We start from the raw sequence: 16,301 nt of genomic DNA on the forward strand, positions 1-16,301 counted from the left end.
GCCTGATCAGAGGAATAGACTTAGAATTTCCCGCCAGTTCACTGCCACCTCATCTGCCACTGGAGACCTGTGGATACCGCCTCGAGCCGCGTTGCAGGCCGGTTGTCGGGTCCGCGCGGGCAAAAGTTCGCTGCACGCCGTCAGGCACTGGCCGCCCAGGCCACCAGTGGGCTTGCTGAACTGGGCTTCGCACGGGCCAGCATGCGCGAGCTCGCCCAGCATTGCGGGATATCGCTCGGCGTTCTGCACTACTACTTCGACGACAAAGACGACCTCGTCATGTGCTGCGTGCGGCAGTACAAGGACCATTTCATCGACCGCTACAACTCCATCGTGATCGACGGCAGCTCCGGGCCGGAGCTCAAGACCCGCATCAGCGGCGCGCTGAGCAATTCTCTGCGCGAGTCGGCCGTCATGCACCGGCTCTGGTACGACCTGCGCACGCAGGCGCTCTTCGACGACCGTTTCGCCGTGAGCATCAACGAGATCGACGACAGCCTCGCCGCGCTGACCTGGAAGGCCGTGATCGCCTACGCCGAGCTCACCGAGTCCGCTGTCATCGTCACGCCCGCCATCGTCTACGCGACGGCCGACGGCCTCTTCCACCGCGCGCTACGCGACCTGATCACTGGAGACACCGAGGCGCCACAACGACTCGCACACGAAATCGAGTCGGCGCTGGACGATTTCGTCGGGCCGCCAGCCTAGGCATCCGCCCGCAGTCGATCGCGACGCCCTACCCTGGTCGGACATCGAGATCAGCCCTGGGCGCGATGTGTACAGCCAGACGGATTCGTAGCGTCGATGCCATGACACACGCACACGTTCCGACCCCCGCAGAAATGCTGCGGGATTGGCTGCGCCACAGCGCTCAGCAGTTCGCCGACGCGCTCACCGCAGCCGGCACGTGGATTCAGAGCCGCACACATTGGCCTGAACACCGGGCCGACTACTATCCGCCGCGGCGCGACGAATCCTTCGAGGAAGCCGCCATGGCACGCGAGATGTACCGGCTCTGAAGCATTTTCGCCGCTACCCCACACCGCGATCGCCACGTTTGGCGAACTCCGCCGGCGAGCATCCGACCACCCGCGCGAATGCCGCGCTGAAGGCGCTTGCCGAGCTGTAGCCGACCTTGCCGGCAATCGCCGACAGCGCGGGCCGCTCGCCCAGCAGCAATTCCTTGGCCCGCGCGACCCGCCATTCCGTCAGGTACTGCATCGGCGGGATGCCGACGGTACGCGAGAACCGCTCGGCGAAAACGGCCCGGGACATCCCCGCCGTGCGCGCCAGTTTCTCCACCGTCCACTGCCCGGCCAGATCGGCGTGCAATGCCCGCAGAACCCCGGACAACGCCGGATCAGCCAGTCCCCCAAGCAATCCCTGCTCGACCGACGCGTGGTCGGTCTCGAACCGCCACGCCTCGATGAGCAGCACCTCGACCAGGCGCTCGAGGATGAGGTCCCGGCACCGGTTGTGCTCGCCGGCCTCCTCGGCGATCAGCTCCACGATGCGGCCGAGACGGGACGCACCCGGTTCGCCGCGCCGGATGAGAATCGCCGGCGGCAACAGCCGGGCAACCAATTCCGCGTTCGCCCGATCGAACTGGAAGTACCCACCCAGCATCCGCATTGTCGGCGCACTGTCGCCGTAGGCGGCGTCACCGTCGATGTCGATCGGCGCATCCGCCGGCGGCAGTGCCGGATCGCTCGCCAACACGAAGCTCGGTGTCTCGGGCAGGAGCAGGAAGTCACCTTCGCGGAGCTCGATCGCGTCGCCGCCTTCCGGAAGGAACCAGCATGCGCCTTCGAGCATCACGCAGAAGGACGGATCGGTATACCGCGGCTTGCGGATGCTCCATCGACCGCCACCGGCCACGATCTTGGACCGCACCGCCCGGGACTGCAACAGCGCGACGATGAAATCGAGCGGGTCCGTTGCCATTTCGACACGGTACCCGCGACCGCACGAGTACGTGTCTATTCGCTCTGCGCGACGACGAGGGCCAGCGCATCCGGGCCCGCCGCGAACCGCAGCCGGCCCGACGTATCGGTCGCGGCCTGGTAGACGACCTCGGCAACGTCGGACGCCGTCGTGAACACGTCGACGTCGCCGAATGCGGCCATCACCGGACCCGCGAACTCCTCGTACTCCGGCGGCAGCAGGCCGTCCATCCGGGAGGCGCCGTTGGCGGTGAAGTTGGTGCCCGGTCCGTAGCCCGGCTCGACGAGTTTGGCGACCACTCCGAAGAATTCGAGCTCCAATGCCAGCGAGCCGGTGAACCCCTCGATCGCCGCCTTGCTCGCGGTGTACACCGCCGCCAGCGGCATCGGCGCCAACGTCGTGCTGGAGGTCACGTTCACGATGACGCCGGACCGCCGTTCGCGGAACTGCGGGACGACGGCCTGCGTCATGGCGATGACGCCAAAGGTGTTGGTCTCGAACACCTCCCGGGTCGTCGCCATCGGGGTGGCCTCGAACGCGCCCACCACCCCGACGCCGGCGTTGTTGACCAGCACGTCGATGGGGCCGGCGGCCGCGATGGCGCCGGCGATACTCTGCGGATCTGTGACGTCGAGCGCCAGCACCCTGATTCGGTCCGAGTCCGGAAGTAGTTCCGGCCGTGGCGTTCTCATGGTCGCGACGACATTCCAGCCTTGCGCATGGAAGTGCCGGGCGATCTCCAGCCCGTAGCCCGACGAACAACCCGTGATCATCACTGTCTTCATAGCTCAAAACGTAGACACGCTAACCGCGACGATCAATGCGCTTTCGTCTGAGATCCATGCGTGATCGTCTTGGCAACCTCGTGCGCTCACAAACAGCGCTGCAGGCCGTCGGCCACCCCCGTTCCCGTGGAATCAGGGCGACGGTAAATCTTCACACCCCATGGACGGCCTCCTAATTTCAGTGTGATGGCGTGCGCGCCTGACCGATAGCCGTCGACGTTAGGAGCGTGATGACCACCCGCGAGGCCCCGGTGGCCGCCGCGGCACCCGGTACTGAACCTGCTGCAGTGCAGGCGGTTTCCTGGCTCAGCCGCGTCCGCGCTCGGCGCTGGGAAATCATCCGCTGGCTGTCACCGCTGGCGGTACTCATCCTGTGGCAGGCCGGCAGCGCGTGGGGCCTCATCGATCCCGAGGTCCTGCCGGCGCCCCAGACCATCGCAGAGGCCGGCATCGAGCTGATCAGCAACGGTCAACTCGCCGAAGCACTGCGCATCTCCGGCATCCGCGCGGCCGAGGGCCTGTTCCTCGGCGGAGTCATCGGCGCCGCCCTCGGCGCCCTCGTGGGGTTCTCCAAGTGGGCCGACGCCACGGTCGATCCGACGATGCAGATGATCCGGGCGCTGCCCCACCTCGGCTTGATCCCGCTGTTCATCGTCTGGTTCGGCATCGGTGAACTGCCCAAGGTGCTCATGGTCGCGTTGGGTGCGGCATTCCCGCTCTACCTCAATACCTCGTCGGCAATCCGCCAGGTCGACCCCAAGCTCTTCGAAACGGCGGCCGTACTCGGCTTTTCGCCGCTCCAGCGGCTGCGGACGGTCGTCATCCCCAGCGCCGCTCCCCAGGTCCTCGTCGGGTTGCGCCAATCGTTGGCCATCTCGTGGCTCACGCTAATCGTCGCTGAACAGATCAACGCCGACTCCGGCGTCGGCTACCTCATCAACAACGCGCGCGACTTCCTCCGCATCGACGTGATCATCTTCGGTCTCGTCGTCTACGCGCTGCTCGGCATCATCACCGACGCGCTGGTGCGGGTCCTGGAGCGCCGTGCCTTGCGCTATCGAGTCTGAAAGGCACCCCGTGACAGCACTTTACGAAGTACCCGTGGAACCGCCCGCGGTATCGGAACCGCCCGCAGCAGAGCTGCGCTCGGTATCCAAATGGTACGGCGCCAATCGGGTGCTCGACGACGTCAGCCTTCGGGTGAAGCGCGGCGAGATCGTCGCGCTCGTCGGGCGTAGCGGCTCGGGCAAATCGACGATACTCCGCGTGCTCTCCGGCCTCGCCGGCGATTTCCAGGGCGAACGCGAGGTCCAGGGCGCACCCGCCGTCGCGTTCCAGGAGCCCCGACTTTTCCCGTGGCGATCCGTACGCGACAACGTCCGCTACGGTCTGACCCGCACGAAATTGTCCCGCGCCGAGGCACTTTCCCGGGCCGATCAAGCGCTGGACGAGGTGGGCCTCGCCGACAAGGCGCAGTCCTGGCCGCTGACCCTGTCGGGCGGGCAGGCACAACGGGTGTCACTGGCCCGCGCGCTGGTGGCGGAGCCGCAACTGCTGCTGCTCGACGAGCCGTTCGGCGCGCTCGACGCCCTGACCCGGCTCTCGATGCACCGCCTGCTGCTGAACCTCTGGCGCCAGCACAACTTCGGGGTGCTCCTGGTCACGCACGACGTGGACGAGGCCATCGCACTGGCCGACACCATCGTGGTGCTCGAGCACGGCCGCGTGGCGCACACCCTGACGATCGAGAATCCGCGCCAGCCGCATGACCAGCGCGACCGACGCACCGACGACTACCGCACCGAGCTGCTCGCGCAACTCGGTGTCTGACGGGAGAACACTGTGAAGCATTCCCGGGCCGCACGCCTGGTATCCATCCTCGCCGCCGGCGCATTGCTCAGCGCCTGCGTCTCCAGCCGTGACGCCAAGAACGAAGTGGCTGTGCCCCAGACAGTTCCGGCATCCGACCTGACCGGGCTGACGCTGCAGGTGGGCGACCAGAAGGGCGGCACCGAATCGCTGCTCCGGGCCGCCGGGGAGCTCGACAACGTGCCCTACAAGGTGCAGTTCTCGACGTTCACCTCCGGGCCCCCGCAGGTCGAAGCCGCCACCGCAGGCAAGATCGATTTCGCCGTCACCGGGAACACGCCGCCGATCTTCGGCGCCGCTGCGGGCGCGAAAATCCGTGTCATCGCGGCCTATTCGAACAGCGCGGCCGGTGACCAGATCCTCACCCCCGCCGGCTCAGCGGTTCATACCGTGGCCGACCTCCGCGGAAAGAAGGTCGTCGTCGGCAAGGGCAGCTCGGCACACGGCCATCTGCTGCTCCAGCTGCAGAAGGCCGGCCTGACGGTCAAGGACATCCAGCTGGTGTTCCTGCAGCCGGCCGACGCCTTCACCGCCCTGAGCCAGGGGCAGGCAGATGCCTGGGCCATCTGGGATCCGTACACGGCCCTGGCCCAGAACCAGCTGAAGGTGCGCACCGTCGCCACCGCCGAAACCGTCACCAACGGCTACGGATTCGGCATCGCCGCGGTGGCCGCGCTGCAGGACGCCAAACGCAATAGCGCGCTTGCCGACTTCGTCCAACGGGTGGCCCGGGCCTCCCTCTGGGCCAAGGACCACCCTGACGAGTGGTACCAAAAGTACGCTGCCGCAATCGGAATCGATCCCCAGGTGGCCCGCGTCGCACAGTCCCGAAGCCTGCGGCTGGCCATTCCCATCAACGATGCGGTGATCGCCTCTGAGCAGCAGCTCGCCGACGCGTTCACACAATCCGGACAGATCGACCACAAAACCACCTTCTCGCAGTTCGTCGACAACCGGTTCGGCGATCAGTTGTCACAGTTCTGGACCACCGCAAAATAGGAGGATCGTCTTGTCCGCCAAGTTCTTCTGGTTCCTACCCACAAACGGTGACAGTCGCTCGATCGTCGGCGCGTCGCACGCGTCATCGCACCACACGGTTCCGGCGTCATACCGCAAGCCCAGCCTGCGCTACCTCGGCGAAATCGCCCGCGCCGCCGACCGTCTCGGTTTCGAAGGGGTCCTGACTCCGACCGGAACCTGGTGTGAGGACGCCTGGTTGACCTCCGCTGCTCTGCTCGAGCAGACCGAACGACTCAAGTTCCTGGTCGCATTCCGGCCCGGCCTGGTGCCGCCCACCCTGGCTGCACAGCAGGCCGCGACTTTCCAGCGATTCTCCGAAGGACGCCTGCTGCTCAACATCGTCAGCGGCGGCGACGATGTCGAACAGCGCCGGTTCGGCGACTGGCTCAGCCACGACCAGCGTTACGAGCGCACCGGCGAGTTCCTCGAGATCGTGCGCGATATCTGGCGCGGCGGCCCCGTGGACTACCGCGGCCGGCACTACTCCGTCACCGATGCCCGCGTGTCCGAGCCGCCGAACCCGTTGCCGCAGCTGTATTTCGGCGGATCGTCGCCGGCGGCCCTGCCCATCGCGGCCGAGCACGTCGACGTCTACCTGACATGGGGCGAGCCGCCGGCTGCCGCCGCGGCCAAGATCGCGCAGGTGCGCGAGCTGGCCAAGGCCCGCGGGCGCACCCTGCGGTTCGGCATCCGGCTGCACACCATCACCCGCGACACCTCGGAGGCCGCCTGGGCCGTCGCCAATTCACTCCTGGCCGAGCTGACGCCCGAGCAGATCGCCAAAGCCACTGCGCTGCATGCTAATTCCGAATCCGAAGGACAGCGGCGCATGACGGCGCTGCACGGCGGCCGGCTCGACCACCTCGAGGTCTACCCGAACCTCTGGGCCGGTGTCGGGCTGGTCCGCGGCGGCGCCGGGACCGCGCTGGTCGGCAGCCATGAAGAAGTCGCGTCGCTGATCTCCGAATACCACGACCTCGGATTCGACGAGTTCATCCTCTCCGGCTACCCGCACCTCGAAGAGGCCTACTGGTTCGCCGAAGGCGTGCTGCCGCTGCTGCGCAAGCGCGGCGCCCTGGCCGCCTAGCCGAGGTTCGCGCTGGGATCGCCGAGATCGCTGTGCCGCGACGCCATCGGGGTGATCACCGGTAGATCGCCGCCGGCGACCACCATCCGGGCAATCGGGGTGAGCGTCTGGAACAGCGTCTCGACCTCGGCGTCGCTCAGCACGTCGAGCGTCGGCAGCGCGGCCGCGTCGGTGCGGTACTCGATGTCGGCCTTGAGCTCGCGACCCACATCGGTCAGCGAACCGTCGGCCGTCAACAGACCGCGCTCGGCGAGCTGCGCCGTCACCGCCGCCCACTCGGCCTCGTCGTAGTCGCGTGTGGCCAGGACCTTCTCCTTGGTGGTCCGGCCGGCGGCGACGTGCAGCACATTGCTCTCGCGGCCCGTGATGCCGGCCGCCACCAGGGCCGCGACGTGGGCGTCGCCCCGCTGTTCGCGCAGCAGGGTCGCCGCGTGCCAGAGCGCGGCCACGGGCTCGTCGGGCCACGGCGCCGCGGACAGCGCGGCGAACAAGGGACGACCGTCGACCGCCGCGTCTCGCGCGGCCCGGCCCAGCAGATCGGCGGCGGTGCGCAGGTTGTCGTCGGCAACCAGGCCGTAGCGACGCAACGCGGCGACCGCGCCCGCTTCCCTGGCCGCAATCGCCTGCTGGGGCGTCGCGATGTCCCACGCACCCGCCAGCGACTTCGCGACGCGATGGGCGGCGAAGTTGTAGAAGACCGCCTCGACGACCTGCGGCGGCACCGGGCCCAGTGGTGCTGACCTGGTGACGAAGTAGCCGCTCCAGAAGCTGCGATAGCCGAGGTCGACGGCCGCAGCCCGCGCCTCGGGCGCGAAATACGTGATCGCGTGCACGGGTTCGAATCGCTCGAACAACCGACGGGCCAAAATGGGTGTGCGGGCCATGATGCCAGTCAAGCACGGGGCCTCCGGCACCCGCGAACAGCCACTGCGCTGCCGGGAATCGCGTGGTTTTCGGCACATTTGCATCCGCCCCGCGCAGGTAGACGGCGCATCGAGGTGTGTTGGCACCACCTCGCCACGTAGGGTGCTTTGGTCGGCCTCAGCGAACATGTCGATAGAAAAGTTGGGCACAGTCATGACGACAGCAGCAGAAGCGTCGCCGCTCGAAGCGCGGATCGGCCACCACTACCAGATGGACGGCACCTACCTGGTCGGCCGCGAGAAGCTGCGCGAGTACGCCCGCGCGGTGCAGGATTACCACCCTGCGCACTGGGACGTCGCTGCCGCCAATGAGCTCGGCTACGCCGACGTCATCGCACCGATCACGTTCACCTCGACCCCCGGCATGAAGTGCAACCGGCGGATGTTCGAGTCGATCGTCGTTGGCTACGACACATACCTGCAGACCGAAGAGGTCTTCGAGCAGCACCGCCCGATCGTGGCGGGCGATGAGCTGGTCATCGACGTCGAGCTCACGTCGGTGCGCCGGACCGCGGGCCGCGACTTCATCACCGTGACCAACACCTTCACCGACACCAAGGGCGAGCGTGTCCACACCCTGCACACCACCGTCGTCGGCGTGACGGCCGAGGACATCGACGGCGACGTCAAGACGGCCGTGCAGAAGGCCATGATGCACGACATGAACATCCTGGACATCGGCTCCGAGGAGTACCGCAAGACGGTGCGTCCGGAAGGCGAGATCCGGTTCGCCACCGACTCGGCCCGGACGCCGGGGACACCGTCGTTCGACGACGTGTCCGTCGGTGACGAACTGCCCGCGAGTCACCTGCGGCTGTCGCTCGGCGACCTCGTGAACTACGCCGGTGTGGCCGGCGACGCCAACCCGATTCACTGGGACAAGGACCTGGCGCAACTGGCCGGGCTGCCCGACGTCATCGCCCACGGCATGCTGACCATGGGCCTCGGTGCCGGATACGCCTCGACGTGGTCCGGCGACCCCGGTGCCGTGAGCCGCTACACCGTGCGCCTGTCGGCGCCCGCGGTGGTGCCTGCCACCGAAGGCTGCGACATCGAGTTCAGCGGCAAGATCAAGTCGCTGGATCCCGAGACCCGCACGGGTGTCGTCATCGTCGGCGCCAAGTCGGGCGGCAAGAAGATCTTCGGCCTCGCGACCATGGACGTCCGCTTCCGCTGATCCCGCTACTGCGGGAACAGAACCGCGGGATTACCCGACATCGACGACCACCAGCTGATGCGGTTGACGATGCGCCAGCCTTCGGGCCGCCTGGCCCAGGTGTCGGTGTATTCGCCGTTGGTGTCGAAGGTGTCCGCCGCGAGCGGGCCGAGGCCCTGGTGCCGGGCCTGTACGTACGCCCGCGTCACTGCCGTGTCGTCGTCGCGCACCTCGACCTGGATGGAACCGATGAGATGCTGTGTGCCGCCGCACTTTTCGAGATATCGGCGGAACGTCGCCACCAGCGCGGGCAGGCCTGACTGCGGCCCTTGGTCGCCATAGTCGAACGTGACGTCGTCGGCGAAGACCTGCGAAGCCTCCGCCCATCGCTTGCCGTCGACCACGCGCGCGAACGTGCCCAAGCCCGTCCGCAACTCCTCGGCGTCCACCAACTTCTGCACGGCGTTGTGCGTTGCGGCGTCTGACATCCAGTTCTCCGTCCTGCTCGTCCTCCGCATCCTATGGCGGCCGTAAGTCTTGTCGGCCCGTCCCGGTTGGAGTAACGTCACCATTGGAATAACGTTGCTATTTCAATTGGTACCGGAGGAGCCCATGAAGTCCGTCCGCCTACAGGACGTCGCGATGCCCAAAGCCGAACGCCAGAGAATCGACCGCCGGTACGACTTCCTGCTCAAGCTGCACGGCAAGAACGGGAAGAAAGCCCTGGCGATAGCCGAGGCCCCACGGATCGACAACGGCTACTTCGGGCCCGAGTCGATCAGCTGGAAGGTCTACGAGAACGTCATGGTTGCCGGAATGGGCGCTCTCTCAGGGCTTTTCATCTCGGTACTGGACCCGGACGGGGCGTACGGCGTCGGCCATCACACGACGTACTACTACGACACGATCGGCCGCATCCGGCGCAGCCTGCACTTCTTCGCCGGCGCCGTAGCGGGCGACACCGCCAGCGCCGAAAAGGTGGGAGTTGACCTGTTCCGCAAGCACTCTCACATCACCGGCGAGGTACCCGCGACCGGCGAGCTGTTTCAGGCCAACCACGTCGAGACGCTCAAGTTCACCTACGTGGTGGGCTGGCCGCACCTGTGGCGCGCGTACAAGGCCTTCGGCGACCCGAATGCGACCGACGAAGAGGAGCGCCAGTTCTACCGCGAGCAGGTCAGGGTGTGTCAGCTGATGGGTATGCCGGCGGGCGAGCTGCCGGACACTCCCGAGGATGTCGAAGCCTGGGTGCAGCGGGCCGAGCAGGAGCTCATGGCCTTCACGCGCCCGGCGCAGGAACTCACCGATTTCATGACCCATCCACCGGTGACACCACTGAACCCGAACCTCGTCCTCGGAACCCTGATGCGCGTGGCGATCTGGGCCGCCATCCCGCTACTGACACCGTATGTGCGACAGATCTGCGGCCTCGAGGACTACCGGATGCGGCCACGGCTGGGCTCACTGTTGGTCAAGGCGACCGTCAAGGCGCTGGAGAACCCGGTCTTCGACCGCATCTTCATCCCGTACTTCGGTCCCGAAATGTGGGGCCATCTGCACAACGTGATTCGTCATGCCGACAGCAGCGGCTTCGTCGAGATGACGCACGACCCCGGCCTGACGCTGCAGCACGGCAAGCGCGGCACGATGTGCCCGTTCGCCGTTGCGGGAGCGAGCATATGAGCCGCGTCGACGTCATCAGCAACGAGCGGGTGTTCGACGACCGGCACCACCTGCACGAGTTTCAGGACTTCTGGCGCGACGGACCCGTGGCGCTGGTGTTCCTGCCGCAGTTCGGCAGCGCCTTCGGCCTGGCCCAAGCCAGAGAGTTGACGGCGCACTTCGATGAAGCGGAAGCTCTTGGCGCCCAGGTGATCCTGATCGGCATCGGCACGTCGATCCAGGGCTTCACTTTCCGGAAGCGGGCCGGTTGCCGCACTCCCGTCATGGCCACTCAGGACCACACCCTTTACCGCACAATGGGATTGGCCGCCCGACGGCGATGGTTGAACCCGATCCGGAATGCGAGCGCCTTCCTCGACTTCGTCCGGGCCGGGATCTACCCCTATCAGCGCACCGGCGATCCGCGCCGGCTCGGTGGTGTGTTCGTCGTCGAACGAGGCGGCCGACGGGTCACGTGGGAACACCGGGCGCGGTACGCCGCGGACCTGGCGACCGGGAGCGACGTGGTCGCAGCGCTCCGCGCCGTTGCGGCACAACGGGTGACGGCAGGGACAGACTGACTCGGCGCTACTTGCCGACGACCAGCGCGTCGAACCACAACCGCATGTTGGCGACCATCAGCGCCGCACCCCGCTCGGCGTCGATCGTGCCCAGCGCCTGGGCCATGGCGATGCCCGCGCCGGTCGCCACCGCTACTTCGATGGCGTCGTCCATGAGCGGGTGGTCGGCCGGAACCCCTTCCGGCACGGCGTCTTCGAGCAAGACCCGCGTCGATTCCTTGAATCGTTCCAGCGCCTCACGCGCCTTGGCGAGCTGCTCGGGATTATGGAAGGTGCTGGTGACGTACTCGGCGGTCAACACGACGAGGTTGGGCTTGGCGCCGATGCGGGCCCACCAACTCGCGAGCGCGGCCAACCTGTCGTCGGTGGAGACGCCGGCCGCCACGAGCGGTCCGAGCAGTTGATTGAGTTCGGCCATGGAGCGGTTGCGGATCACCTCGAGGCACAGCGCTTCTTTGCCCTCGAAGTTGCTGTAGACCGCACCGATGGTGCGTCCGGCCTCCGCTGCGATGGCCGCCAGGGACGTGGCGTGGTACCCGTTGGCGTAGAAGAGCTGCTCCGCGGCGTCCAGCAATTCCTGCCGTGTCTGCGCTTGGCTCTCCGCCCGCGTCAGCACCTTCCGAGCCGCCACCACGTCCTCCACATTCTCCACACGACGAGCTTCGATACTATCGCTATCCAGATAACGGGCCAGCTTAAGGGCTCTTTTCCGCCGATCCGGACGTCTTCGGATAGCTGCACCATCCGAATGTGGTAGTTATTTAGAATGGACAAAGCCGCTACCCGGGGTACCGACAACCCGCTGCTCGACGAGCTCGGACAACCGCGGGAAGTACTCGAGAAGCTCACCCCCGAGGAATCAGCCCAGCTGCTCGGTCTGCTCAGGAAGGCGAAGGTGGCACACCAGCGCAGCCTGAACGACTCACTCGACGACGGGCTCAAAGTCCTGCCCCGGCTGATCCGGCCCGCCGCCCGCAAGATCCTGTTCGGACGGTGACTCACTGATGGCCGACATCCTGACCCGCGCACAACTGTCGCTGCTGGCCGCACTGCTGCAGACCGATGCCGCAAACCTGGCCGGCCTCGAACGACTCGGTGCCGACGACCTCAAGGCGCTTCGCAGCGCACTGTCCGACGCGCTGTTCGACGAACAGGCCGAGGCCTTCGCACGCGTCGGCAAGCTCGCGCCATTGGTCCCAAATGCCTTGGTGGTCACCGTGGCTCACCGCGCGGTGCCGCCGGAAGTCGCGGGGCGCGTCGGGGGCGCAGTGGGACTTGCGCACGGAGACCGCGCCATCGGCGTACTGTCCGGGCTCAAACCGAGCTATCTCGCCGACGCGGCGCCGTACGTCGACCCTCGGGTCATCCCGCACTTCGCCCCGCGACTGCCCGCCAAACTGCTGATCCCGGCCGCGAAGGAACTGCTGCGGCGCCGCGACTACCTGACGGCGTCGCGGTTCGTCGAATTCGCCACTGACGAACTCATCGTGGCGTTCGAGCGGGCCATCGACGACGACGAGGGCATCATCCTGACCGGCGTACTGGTATCGGACACGCACGTCATGAACGACATCATGCGGGCCGCCGGACCTGACCGGTCGTTGCGCATGGCCCGGGCTGCCGCCGCGGGCAAGCCGGAGGTGCTGGCAGCGCTGCTGTCCCTGCTGAACCGGATCGACCCCGAGCTCGCGCGGCCCGCGGTCACCGAACTGCTCGGCCATCCCGACGTCGACGTCGTCGCGCACGTACTCGAGGTCGCCCAGACCGAAGGCGTTGTCACAGAGGTACTCGAAATCTCCGCCGTCCTGGACGGTGAGGCCCGCGCACGCCTGGCGAGCCTCGAGGCCTGGCAACGGATCGCCCGCGAAGCCGAGTCCTGGGCACACGAGACACCTGCGTAACCGGGCCGGTACGTTGATGGCGTCGTTGCACCGATTCCGTGGGAGGCAGCGTGGCACGCCGACTGCCTGAAGGGCGTCTTGCGCGGGGCGGCAAGCTGGGCGCCCTCGCCGCGAAGCAAGCTGTGCGCGGCGGCCGCACCCGGCTGTCGATGGTCGGCCGGTCGGAACGCGCCAAAGAGCTGCTGGCCGAGCGGGCCACCATCCAGATGGCCGAGAATCTCGTGACGGTGCTGGGCTCCATGAAGGGCGCCGCGATGAAGCTCGGCCAGATGCTGTCGGTGATCGAGCTGGATCTGGTGCCGGAATCGCATCGGGAGCAGTTCCGGGAAAAGCTTGCCGCGCTACGGGATCAGGCGCCGCAGGCGCCGTTCAGCGCCATGCGCGAGGTCATGGAAACCGACCTGGGTCCCCTGTCCGGCGTCTTCGCAGATTTCGACGAATCCCCCACGGCCGCAGCATCAATCGGCCAGGTGTACCGAGCCCGGTTGCGCGACGGCCGCGACGTCGCCGTCAAGGTTCAGTACCCCGGCGTGGATCGGGCCATCCAGGCCGACATGCGCAATCTCGCCCTGCTGATGAAGCTCTGGCGGCTGTGGCCGTCGGCGAACACCGCCATGCTCGACGAGATCACCCGGAACTTCGAGAGCGAACTGGACTACCTGCGCGAGGCCGAGACGCAGCACATGGTGGCCGAACAGTACCGGGGACACCCGTTCATCGTCGTCCCCGACAGCGTGGTCGAGTTCTGCACACCGCGGGTGCTGGTCACCGAATACCTCGACGCCGCAGGCTTCGAGCACATGCGCACGCTGCCGGCGGCCGACCGCAATCGCATCGGAGAACTGGTCTACCGCTTCTATATCGGCTCGCTGTTCGCCAACCACGAATTCTGCGGTGATCCCCACCCGGGCAACATCATGCTGGCCGCCGACGGCCGCGTCGGCTTCGTCGACTTCGGGCTGTACAACCGTATGGACCCGGCCAACGTCGCGTTCGAGCTGGACTGCTTTCACGCCGCGATCGACGGCCGGGCCGATGACCTGTACCGCCTGATGCTCGACCGCGGCATCGTGGACACGGAATCCGGTGTGACAGCACAGGATTGCCTGGAGTACATCTGGGCCGCGAGCGAATGGCACATGATCGACGAGGACCTCACCATCACGCCTGAGCTGGCCACCGGCGCCGTCGTCTCGGCCATCGATCCACGGCAGACCGAATTCGCGGGGATGAAGCGGCAGATGCTGCCACCCGAACACGTCTTCTCGCGACGTGCCGACTTCCTCACCTTCGGCACGCTGGGACATCTGCAGAGCACCAACAACTGGTACCGGATCGGCCAGGAATGGTTCTTCGACCGACCCGCGGAGACCGAGATCGGCCGCGAGATCGCGCGGTGGCGCGCGAGCCGCTAGCCCGCTTGGACCACGCTGTCCGCCGCCAGCACCTCGGCAGCAGCACGTTCTCCGGAACGCACCGCGCCGTCGATCCAGCCACACATGATGGCCGAACTTTCCGTTCCGGCCCAATGGATCCGCCCGCACGGGGTCCGCAGCGCGTGGCCGAATTCGGTGAGGACGCCGGGCGGCGCGTGACCAATCATGCCGCCACCCGAGTAGCGCTCGACCGTCCAGTTCTGTTCGTGGTAGCTCACCGGTGCCGCAGCCTGCGGCCCGAAGCGGTCCACCAGTTCATCGACGACGACGGCCTTGCGTTCCGCCGGATCGAGCAGCCCGAGCTTGCGCGCGGCCGGGCCTTCGGTGATGACGCACATGATGCCCGGCGTGCCTGTGTCGGTACAGGCGTCGATGGTCAGCGTCGCCGGAGTGCCCGGGGCGGCCGACTGCCCACACAGACCGTCCGCACGCCAGAACGCCGTCTCGTAGACGATTGAAATCTTGAACACGGCGCCGCTCGGCATGCGCCGGTGCAGGAACATCCGGTCGACGGGAAGCATTGGCTCATAGTCGATTTGGGTGGCGACGGCCAACGGGACGGCGACGATCGCGTGCCGAGCCCGCACCGTCAATCGCTCGGCGTGCACGGTGACGCCGTCGTCGTCCTGCGCGATGAGGTCCACCGGGCGCGAAAGATGCAGCGCGTCACCGAGTTCGGCGGCCATCGGCCCGTAGATCGCGCCCATACCGCCGCACACCCGGGCGTCCTGCGCGCCGCCGGCGTTGGAGATGACGAACACCGGGCCGCCACCGGAACCCATTTGATGCAGCGCCCACAACAGTGACGTCTCCGACGCGGCCGAGGTGTAGATGCCGGCCATGGCCATGTCGAGCATCTCGCGCGCCTGATGTGAGCGGATGTTGCGATGCAGCCACTCCCCCAAGGTGATTCGGTCCCACTCGGCGGCCTTCTTCGCCTCCCACGGGGCGTCGAACGGGATGGTCTTGCACATCTGCCCGATCTCGAGGAGGCCCGCACCGAGGTTGGCGATGGCCCACGGACTCATCGCCCAGGGGATGGTGCCGGAGTACCGGTGCTTCTTGCCGTCGACGATCATCATGGCGTCGCCGTCGACGTACTCCTTGTATTCGGTCACGCCGTATTCGGCCATCAGGGCCTTGATGCGGTCCTGCCCCGGCCCGACCCACGCGCCGCCGCGGTCGATCCATGTCCCGTCCGGCAGCACTTCGGTGAAGGTGCGGCCCCCGACCCGGTCCCGCGCTTCCAACAGGGCCACCGAACGGCCCGCCTGTTTCAGCCGCAGGGCGGCGGTCAATCCCGCGAAACCCGCTCCCACAACACAGAAATCGACATCGGCTGTCATGAGTCGCCCCTTCGCTTCGGAAGTTCCGTGCTCGTGCCACACGCCCTGCGATCAGGTGCGGTTGGCCTGGCCAGCTCATCGACGGCGAGGGTGGGCTGAGCTCAAGGTACGCCGGCCTGGCCAGTGCCGAATCCGGATTTGCACAAAATATGCGCGCGCGTAAATGTGCTTTCGCGAAGTCGCGGCTGCGACCCGAGTCTGCGAGCCCAAGTGTCACCGATGTCCTGATGCATCACTGGCACATGTCAGACCTGTGATGTATCAGGACATCGGTGACAGTTCTGCATCAGCACATCGGTGACAGTTGGTGTATCAGGACATCGGTAACGTTTCCTCTGGTTTGGGGTGTGAGCCGCGGGGCTTTCCGTTGCCGACGTAGGTCACTCCTAGTGCGGCCCGGGTGTGCTCGATGAGGATCTCGCCGTCGAGGTCGGCGACGATGATTTTGTCGCCGTCGGTAGCGACCAAGACCTCTTGGAGGCCGTATCGGCCCCCGACTTTGTAGATGACCCCGGCGAGCATGAATGTGCCGGCGGTGGTCAGCGTGCGGATGCTGGTGCTGGCCGGTAGCGCTGGTACGGGCTGAAGCTG

General features: G+C 66.8%; 18 protein-coding genes and 1 pseudogene. 12 read left to right on the forward strand and 7 right to left on the reverse strand.

The window, feature by feature from the left end:
* The first annotated feature begins 69 nt into the window (after positions 1-69).
* Both BR47_RS31415 and BR47_RS33330 read left to right on the forward strand, forming a co-directional pair.
* On the forward strand, positions 70-708 hold the full coding sequence (locus tag BR47_RS31415) for a TetR/AcrR family transcriptional regulator (RefSeq protein WP_051634993.1): 639 nt from the start codon (positions 70-72) through the stop codon (positions 706-708).
* A 101-nt stretch (positions 709-809) separates the two neighbouring features.
* Positions 810-1,019, forward strand: a complete 210-nt coding sequence (locus BR47_RS33330) for a hypothetical protein (protein WP_141772309.1) — start codon at positions 810-812, stop codon at positions 1,017-1,019.
* Between the two features lie 13 nt (positions 1,020-1,032).
* On the opposite strand, the gene BR47_RS0125225 is transcribed toward BR47_RS33330, so the two are convergent.
* Positions 1,033-1,944, reverse strand: a complete 912-nt coding sequence (locus BR47_RS0125225) for an AraC family transcriptional regulator (RefSeq protein ID WP_029121180.1) — start codon at positions 1,942-1,944, stop codon at positions 1,033-1,035.
* Positions 1,945-1,979: 35 nt separating this feature from the next.
* Positions 1,980-2,729: an SDR family oxidoreductase gene (locus BR47_RS0125230; protein ID WP_029121181.1), complete on the reverse strand. Its 750-nt coding sequence runs from the start codon at positions 2,727-2,729 to the stop codon at positions 1,980-1,982.
* Between the two features lie 230 nt (positions 2,730-2,959).
* Between BR47_RS0125230 and BR47_RS0125235 the strand changes: the two genes are divergently transcribed.
* From BR47_RS0125235 to BR47_RS0125250, 4 genes are read left to right on the forward strand one after another with little or no spacing between them, the layout of a single operon-like run.
* The gene (locus BR47_RS0125235) at positions 2,960-3,796 is read left to right on the forward strand and encodes an ABC transporter permease (protein ID WP_029121182.1); all 837 of its coding nucleotides are present in this window, start codon (positions 2,960-2,962) and stop codon (positions 3,794-3,796) included.
* Positions 3,797-3,806: 10 nt separating this feature from the next.
* Positions 3,807-4,559 (forward strand): ABC transporter ATP-binding protein, encoded by a 753-nt coding sequence (locus BR47_RS0125240; RefSeq protein WP_029121183.1) that lies wholly within the window; start codon positions 3,807-3,809, stop codon positions 4,557-4,559.
* 12 nt (positions 4,560-4,571) lie between these two features.
* Entirely contained in the window at positions 4,572-5,597 is a 1,026-nt protein-coding gene (locus tag BR47_RS0125245; protein ID WP_029121184.1) for an ABC transporter substrate-binding protein, read from the forward strand.
* Positions 5,598-5,607: 10 nt separating this feature from the next.
* A complete protein-coding gene (locus BR47_RS0125250; RefSeq protein ID WP_020099733.1) occupies positions 5,608-6,705 on the forward strand; it encodes an LLM class flavin-dependent oxidoreductase in 1,098 nt (365 codons plus the stop codon).
* On the opposite strand, the gene BR47_RS0125255 is transcribed toward BR47_RS0125250, so the two are convergent.
* Positions 6,702-7,589 carry an SCO6745 family protein gene (locus tag BR47_RS0125255; protein WP_029121185.1) on the reverse strand — a complete coding sequence of 296 codons (888 nt, stop codon included), beginning with the start codon at positions 7,587-7,589 and terminating at the stop codon, positions 6,702-6,704. The two genes, BR47_RS0125250 and BR47_RS0125255, sit on opposite strands and share 4 nt — an antisense overlap.
* A 193-nt stretch (positions 7,590-7,782) precedes the next feature.
* Between BR47_RS0125255 and BR47_RS0125260 the strand changes: the two genes are divergently transcribed.
* Positions 7,783-8,805 (forward strand): fused (3R)-hydroxyacyl-ACP dehydratase subunits HadA/HadB, encoded by a 1,023-nt coding sequence (locus BR47_RS0125260; protein ID WP_020099736.1) that lies wholly within the window; start codon positions 7,783-7,785, stop codon positions 8,803-8,805.
* A 5-nt stretch (positions 8,806-8,810) separates the two neighbouring features.
* On the opposite strand, the gene BR47_RS0125265 is transcribed toward BR47_RS0125260, so the two are convergent.
* Positions 8,811-9,272: a nuclear transport factor 2 family protein gene (locus tag BR47_RS0125265; RefSeq protein WP_029121186.1), complete on the reverse strand. Its 462-nt coding sequence runs from the start codon at positions 9,270-9,272 to the stop codon at positions 8,811-8,813.
* A gap of 124 nt (positions 9,273-9,396) precedes the next feature.
* On the opposite strand from BR47_RS0125265, the gene BR47_RS0125270 reads away from it, so the two are divergent.
* Positions 9,397-10,467 (forward strand): oxygenase MpaB family protein, encoded by a 1,071-nt coding sequence (locus BR47_RS0125270; protein ID WP_029121187.1) that lies wholly within the window; start codon positions 9,397-9,399, stop codon positions 10,465-10,467.
* Positions 10,464-11,027: a peroxiredoxin-like family protein gene (locus BR47_RS0125275; protein ID WP_029121188.1), complete on the forward strand. Its 564-nt coding sequence runs from the start codon at positions 10,464-10,466 to the stop codon at positions 11,025-11,027. Before BR47_RS0125270 ends, BR47_RS0125275 begins: the two co-directional genes overlap by 4 nt.
* A gap of 7 nt (positions 11,028-11,034) precedes the next feature.
* Here BR47_RS0125275 and BR47_RS0125280 read toward each other — a convergent pair whose 3' ends face one another.
* Positions 11,035-11,679 (reverse strand): TetR/AcrR family transcriptional regulator, encoded by a 645-nt coding sequence (locus BR47_RS0125280; RefSeq protein WP_051634994.1) that lies wholly within the window; start codon positions 11,677-11,679, stop codon positions 11,035-11,037.
* Between the two features lie 114 nt (positions 11,680-11,793).
* Between BR47_RS0125280 and BR47_RS0125285 the strand changes: the two genes are divergently transcribed.
* From BR47_RS0125285 to BR47_RS0125295, 3 genes are read left to right on the forward strand one after another with little or no spacing between them, the layout of a single operon-like run.
* The gene (locus tag BR47_RS0125285) at positions 11,794-12,024 is read left to right on the forward strand and encodes a hypothetical protein (RefSeq protein ID WP_020099741.1); all 231 of its coding nucleotides are present in this window, start codon (positions 11,794-11,796) and stop codon (positions 12,022-12,024) included.
* 7 nt (positions 12,025-12,031) lie between these two features.
* On the forward strand, positions 12,032-12,928 hold the full coding sequence (locus BR47_RS0125290) for a hypothetical protein (RefSeq protein ID WP_029121190.1): 897 nt from the start codon (positions 12,032-12,034) through the stop codon (positions 12,926-12,928).
* Positions 12,929-12,978: 50 nt separating this feature from the next.
* Positions 12,979-14,343, forward strand: coding sequence for an ABC1 kinase family protein (locus BR47_RS0125295; RefSeq protein WP_029121191.1), 1,365 nt, complete (start codon positions 12,979-12,981; stop codon positions 14,341-14,343).
* On the opposite strand, the gene BR47_RS0125300 is transcribed toward BR47_RS0125295, so the two are convergent.
* Entirely contained in the window at positions 14,340-15,710 is a 1,371-nt protein-coding gene (locus BR47_RS0125300; protein WP_029121192.1) for a flavin monoamine oxidase family protein, read from the reverse strand. The genes BR47_RS0125295 and BR47_RS0125300 overlap by 4 nt on opposite strands.
* Positions 15,711-16,022: 312 nt before the next feature.
* Positions 16,023-16,301, reverse strand: a pseudogene (locus tag BR47_RS33605) (IS481 family transposase); the annotation flags it as partial.

The sequence above is a fragment of the Mycobacterium sp. UNC410CL29Cvi84 genome, assembly GCF_000686745.1.
GTDB lineage: Bacteria > Actinomycetota > Actinomycetes > Mycobacteriales > Mycobacteriaceae > Mycobacterium > Mycobacterium mucogenicum_B.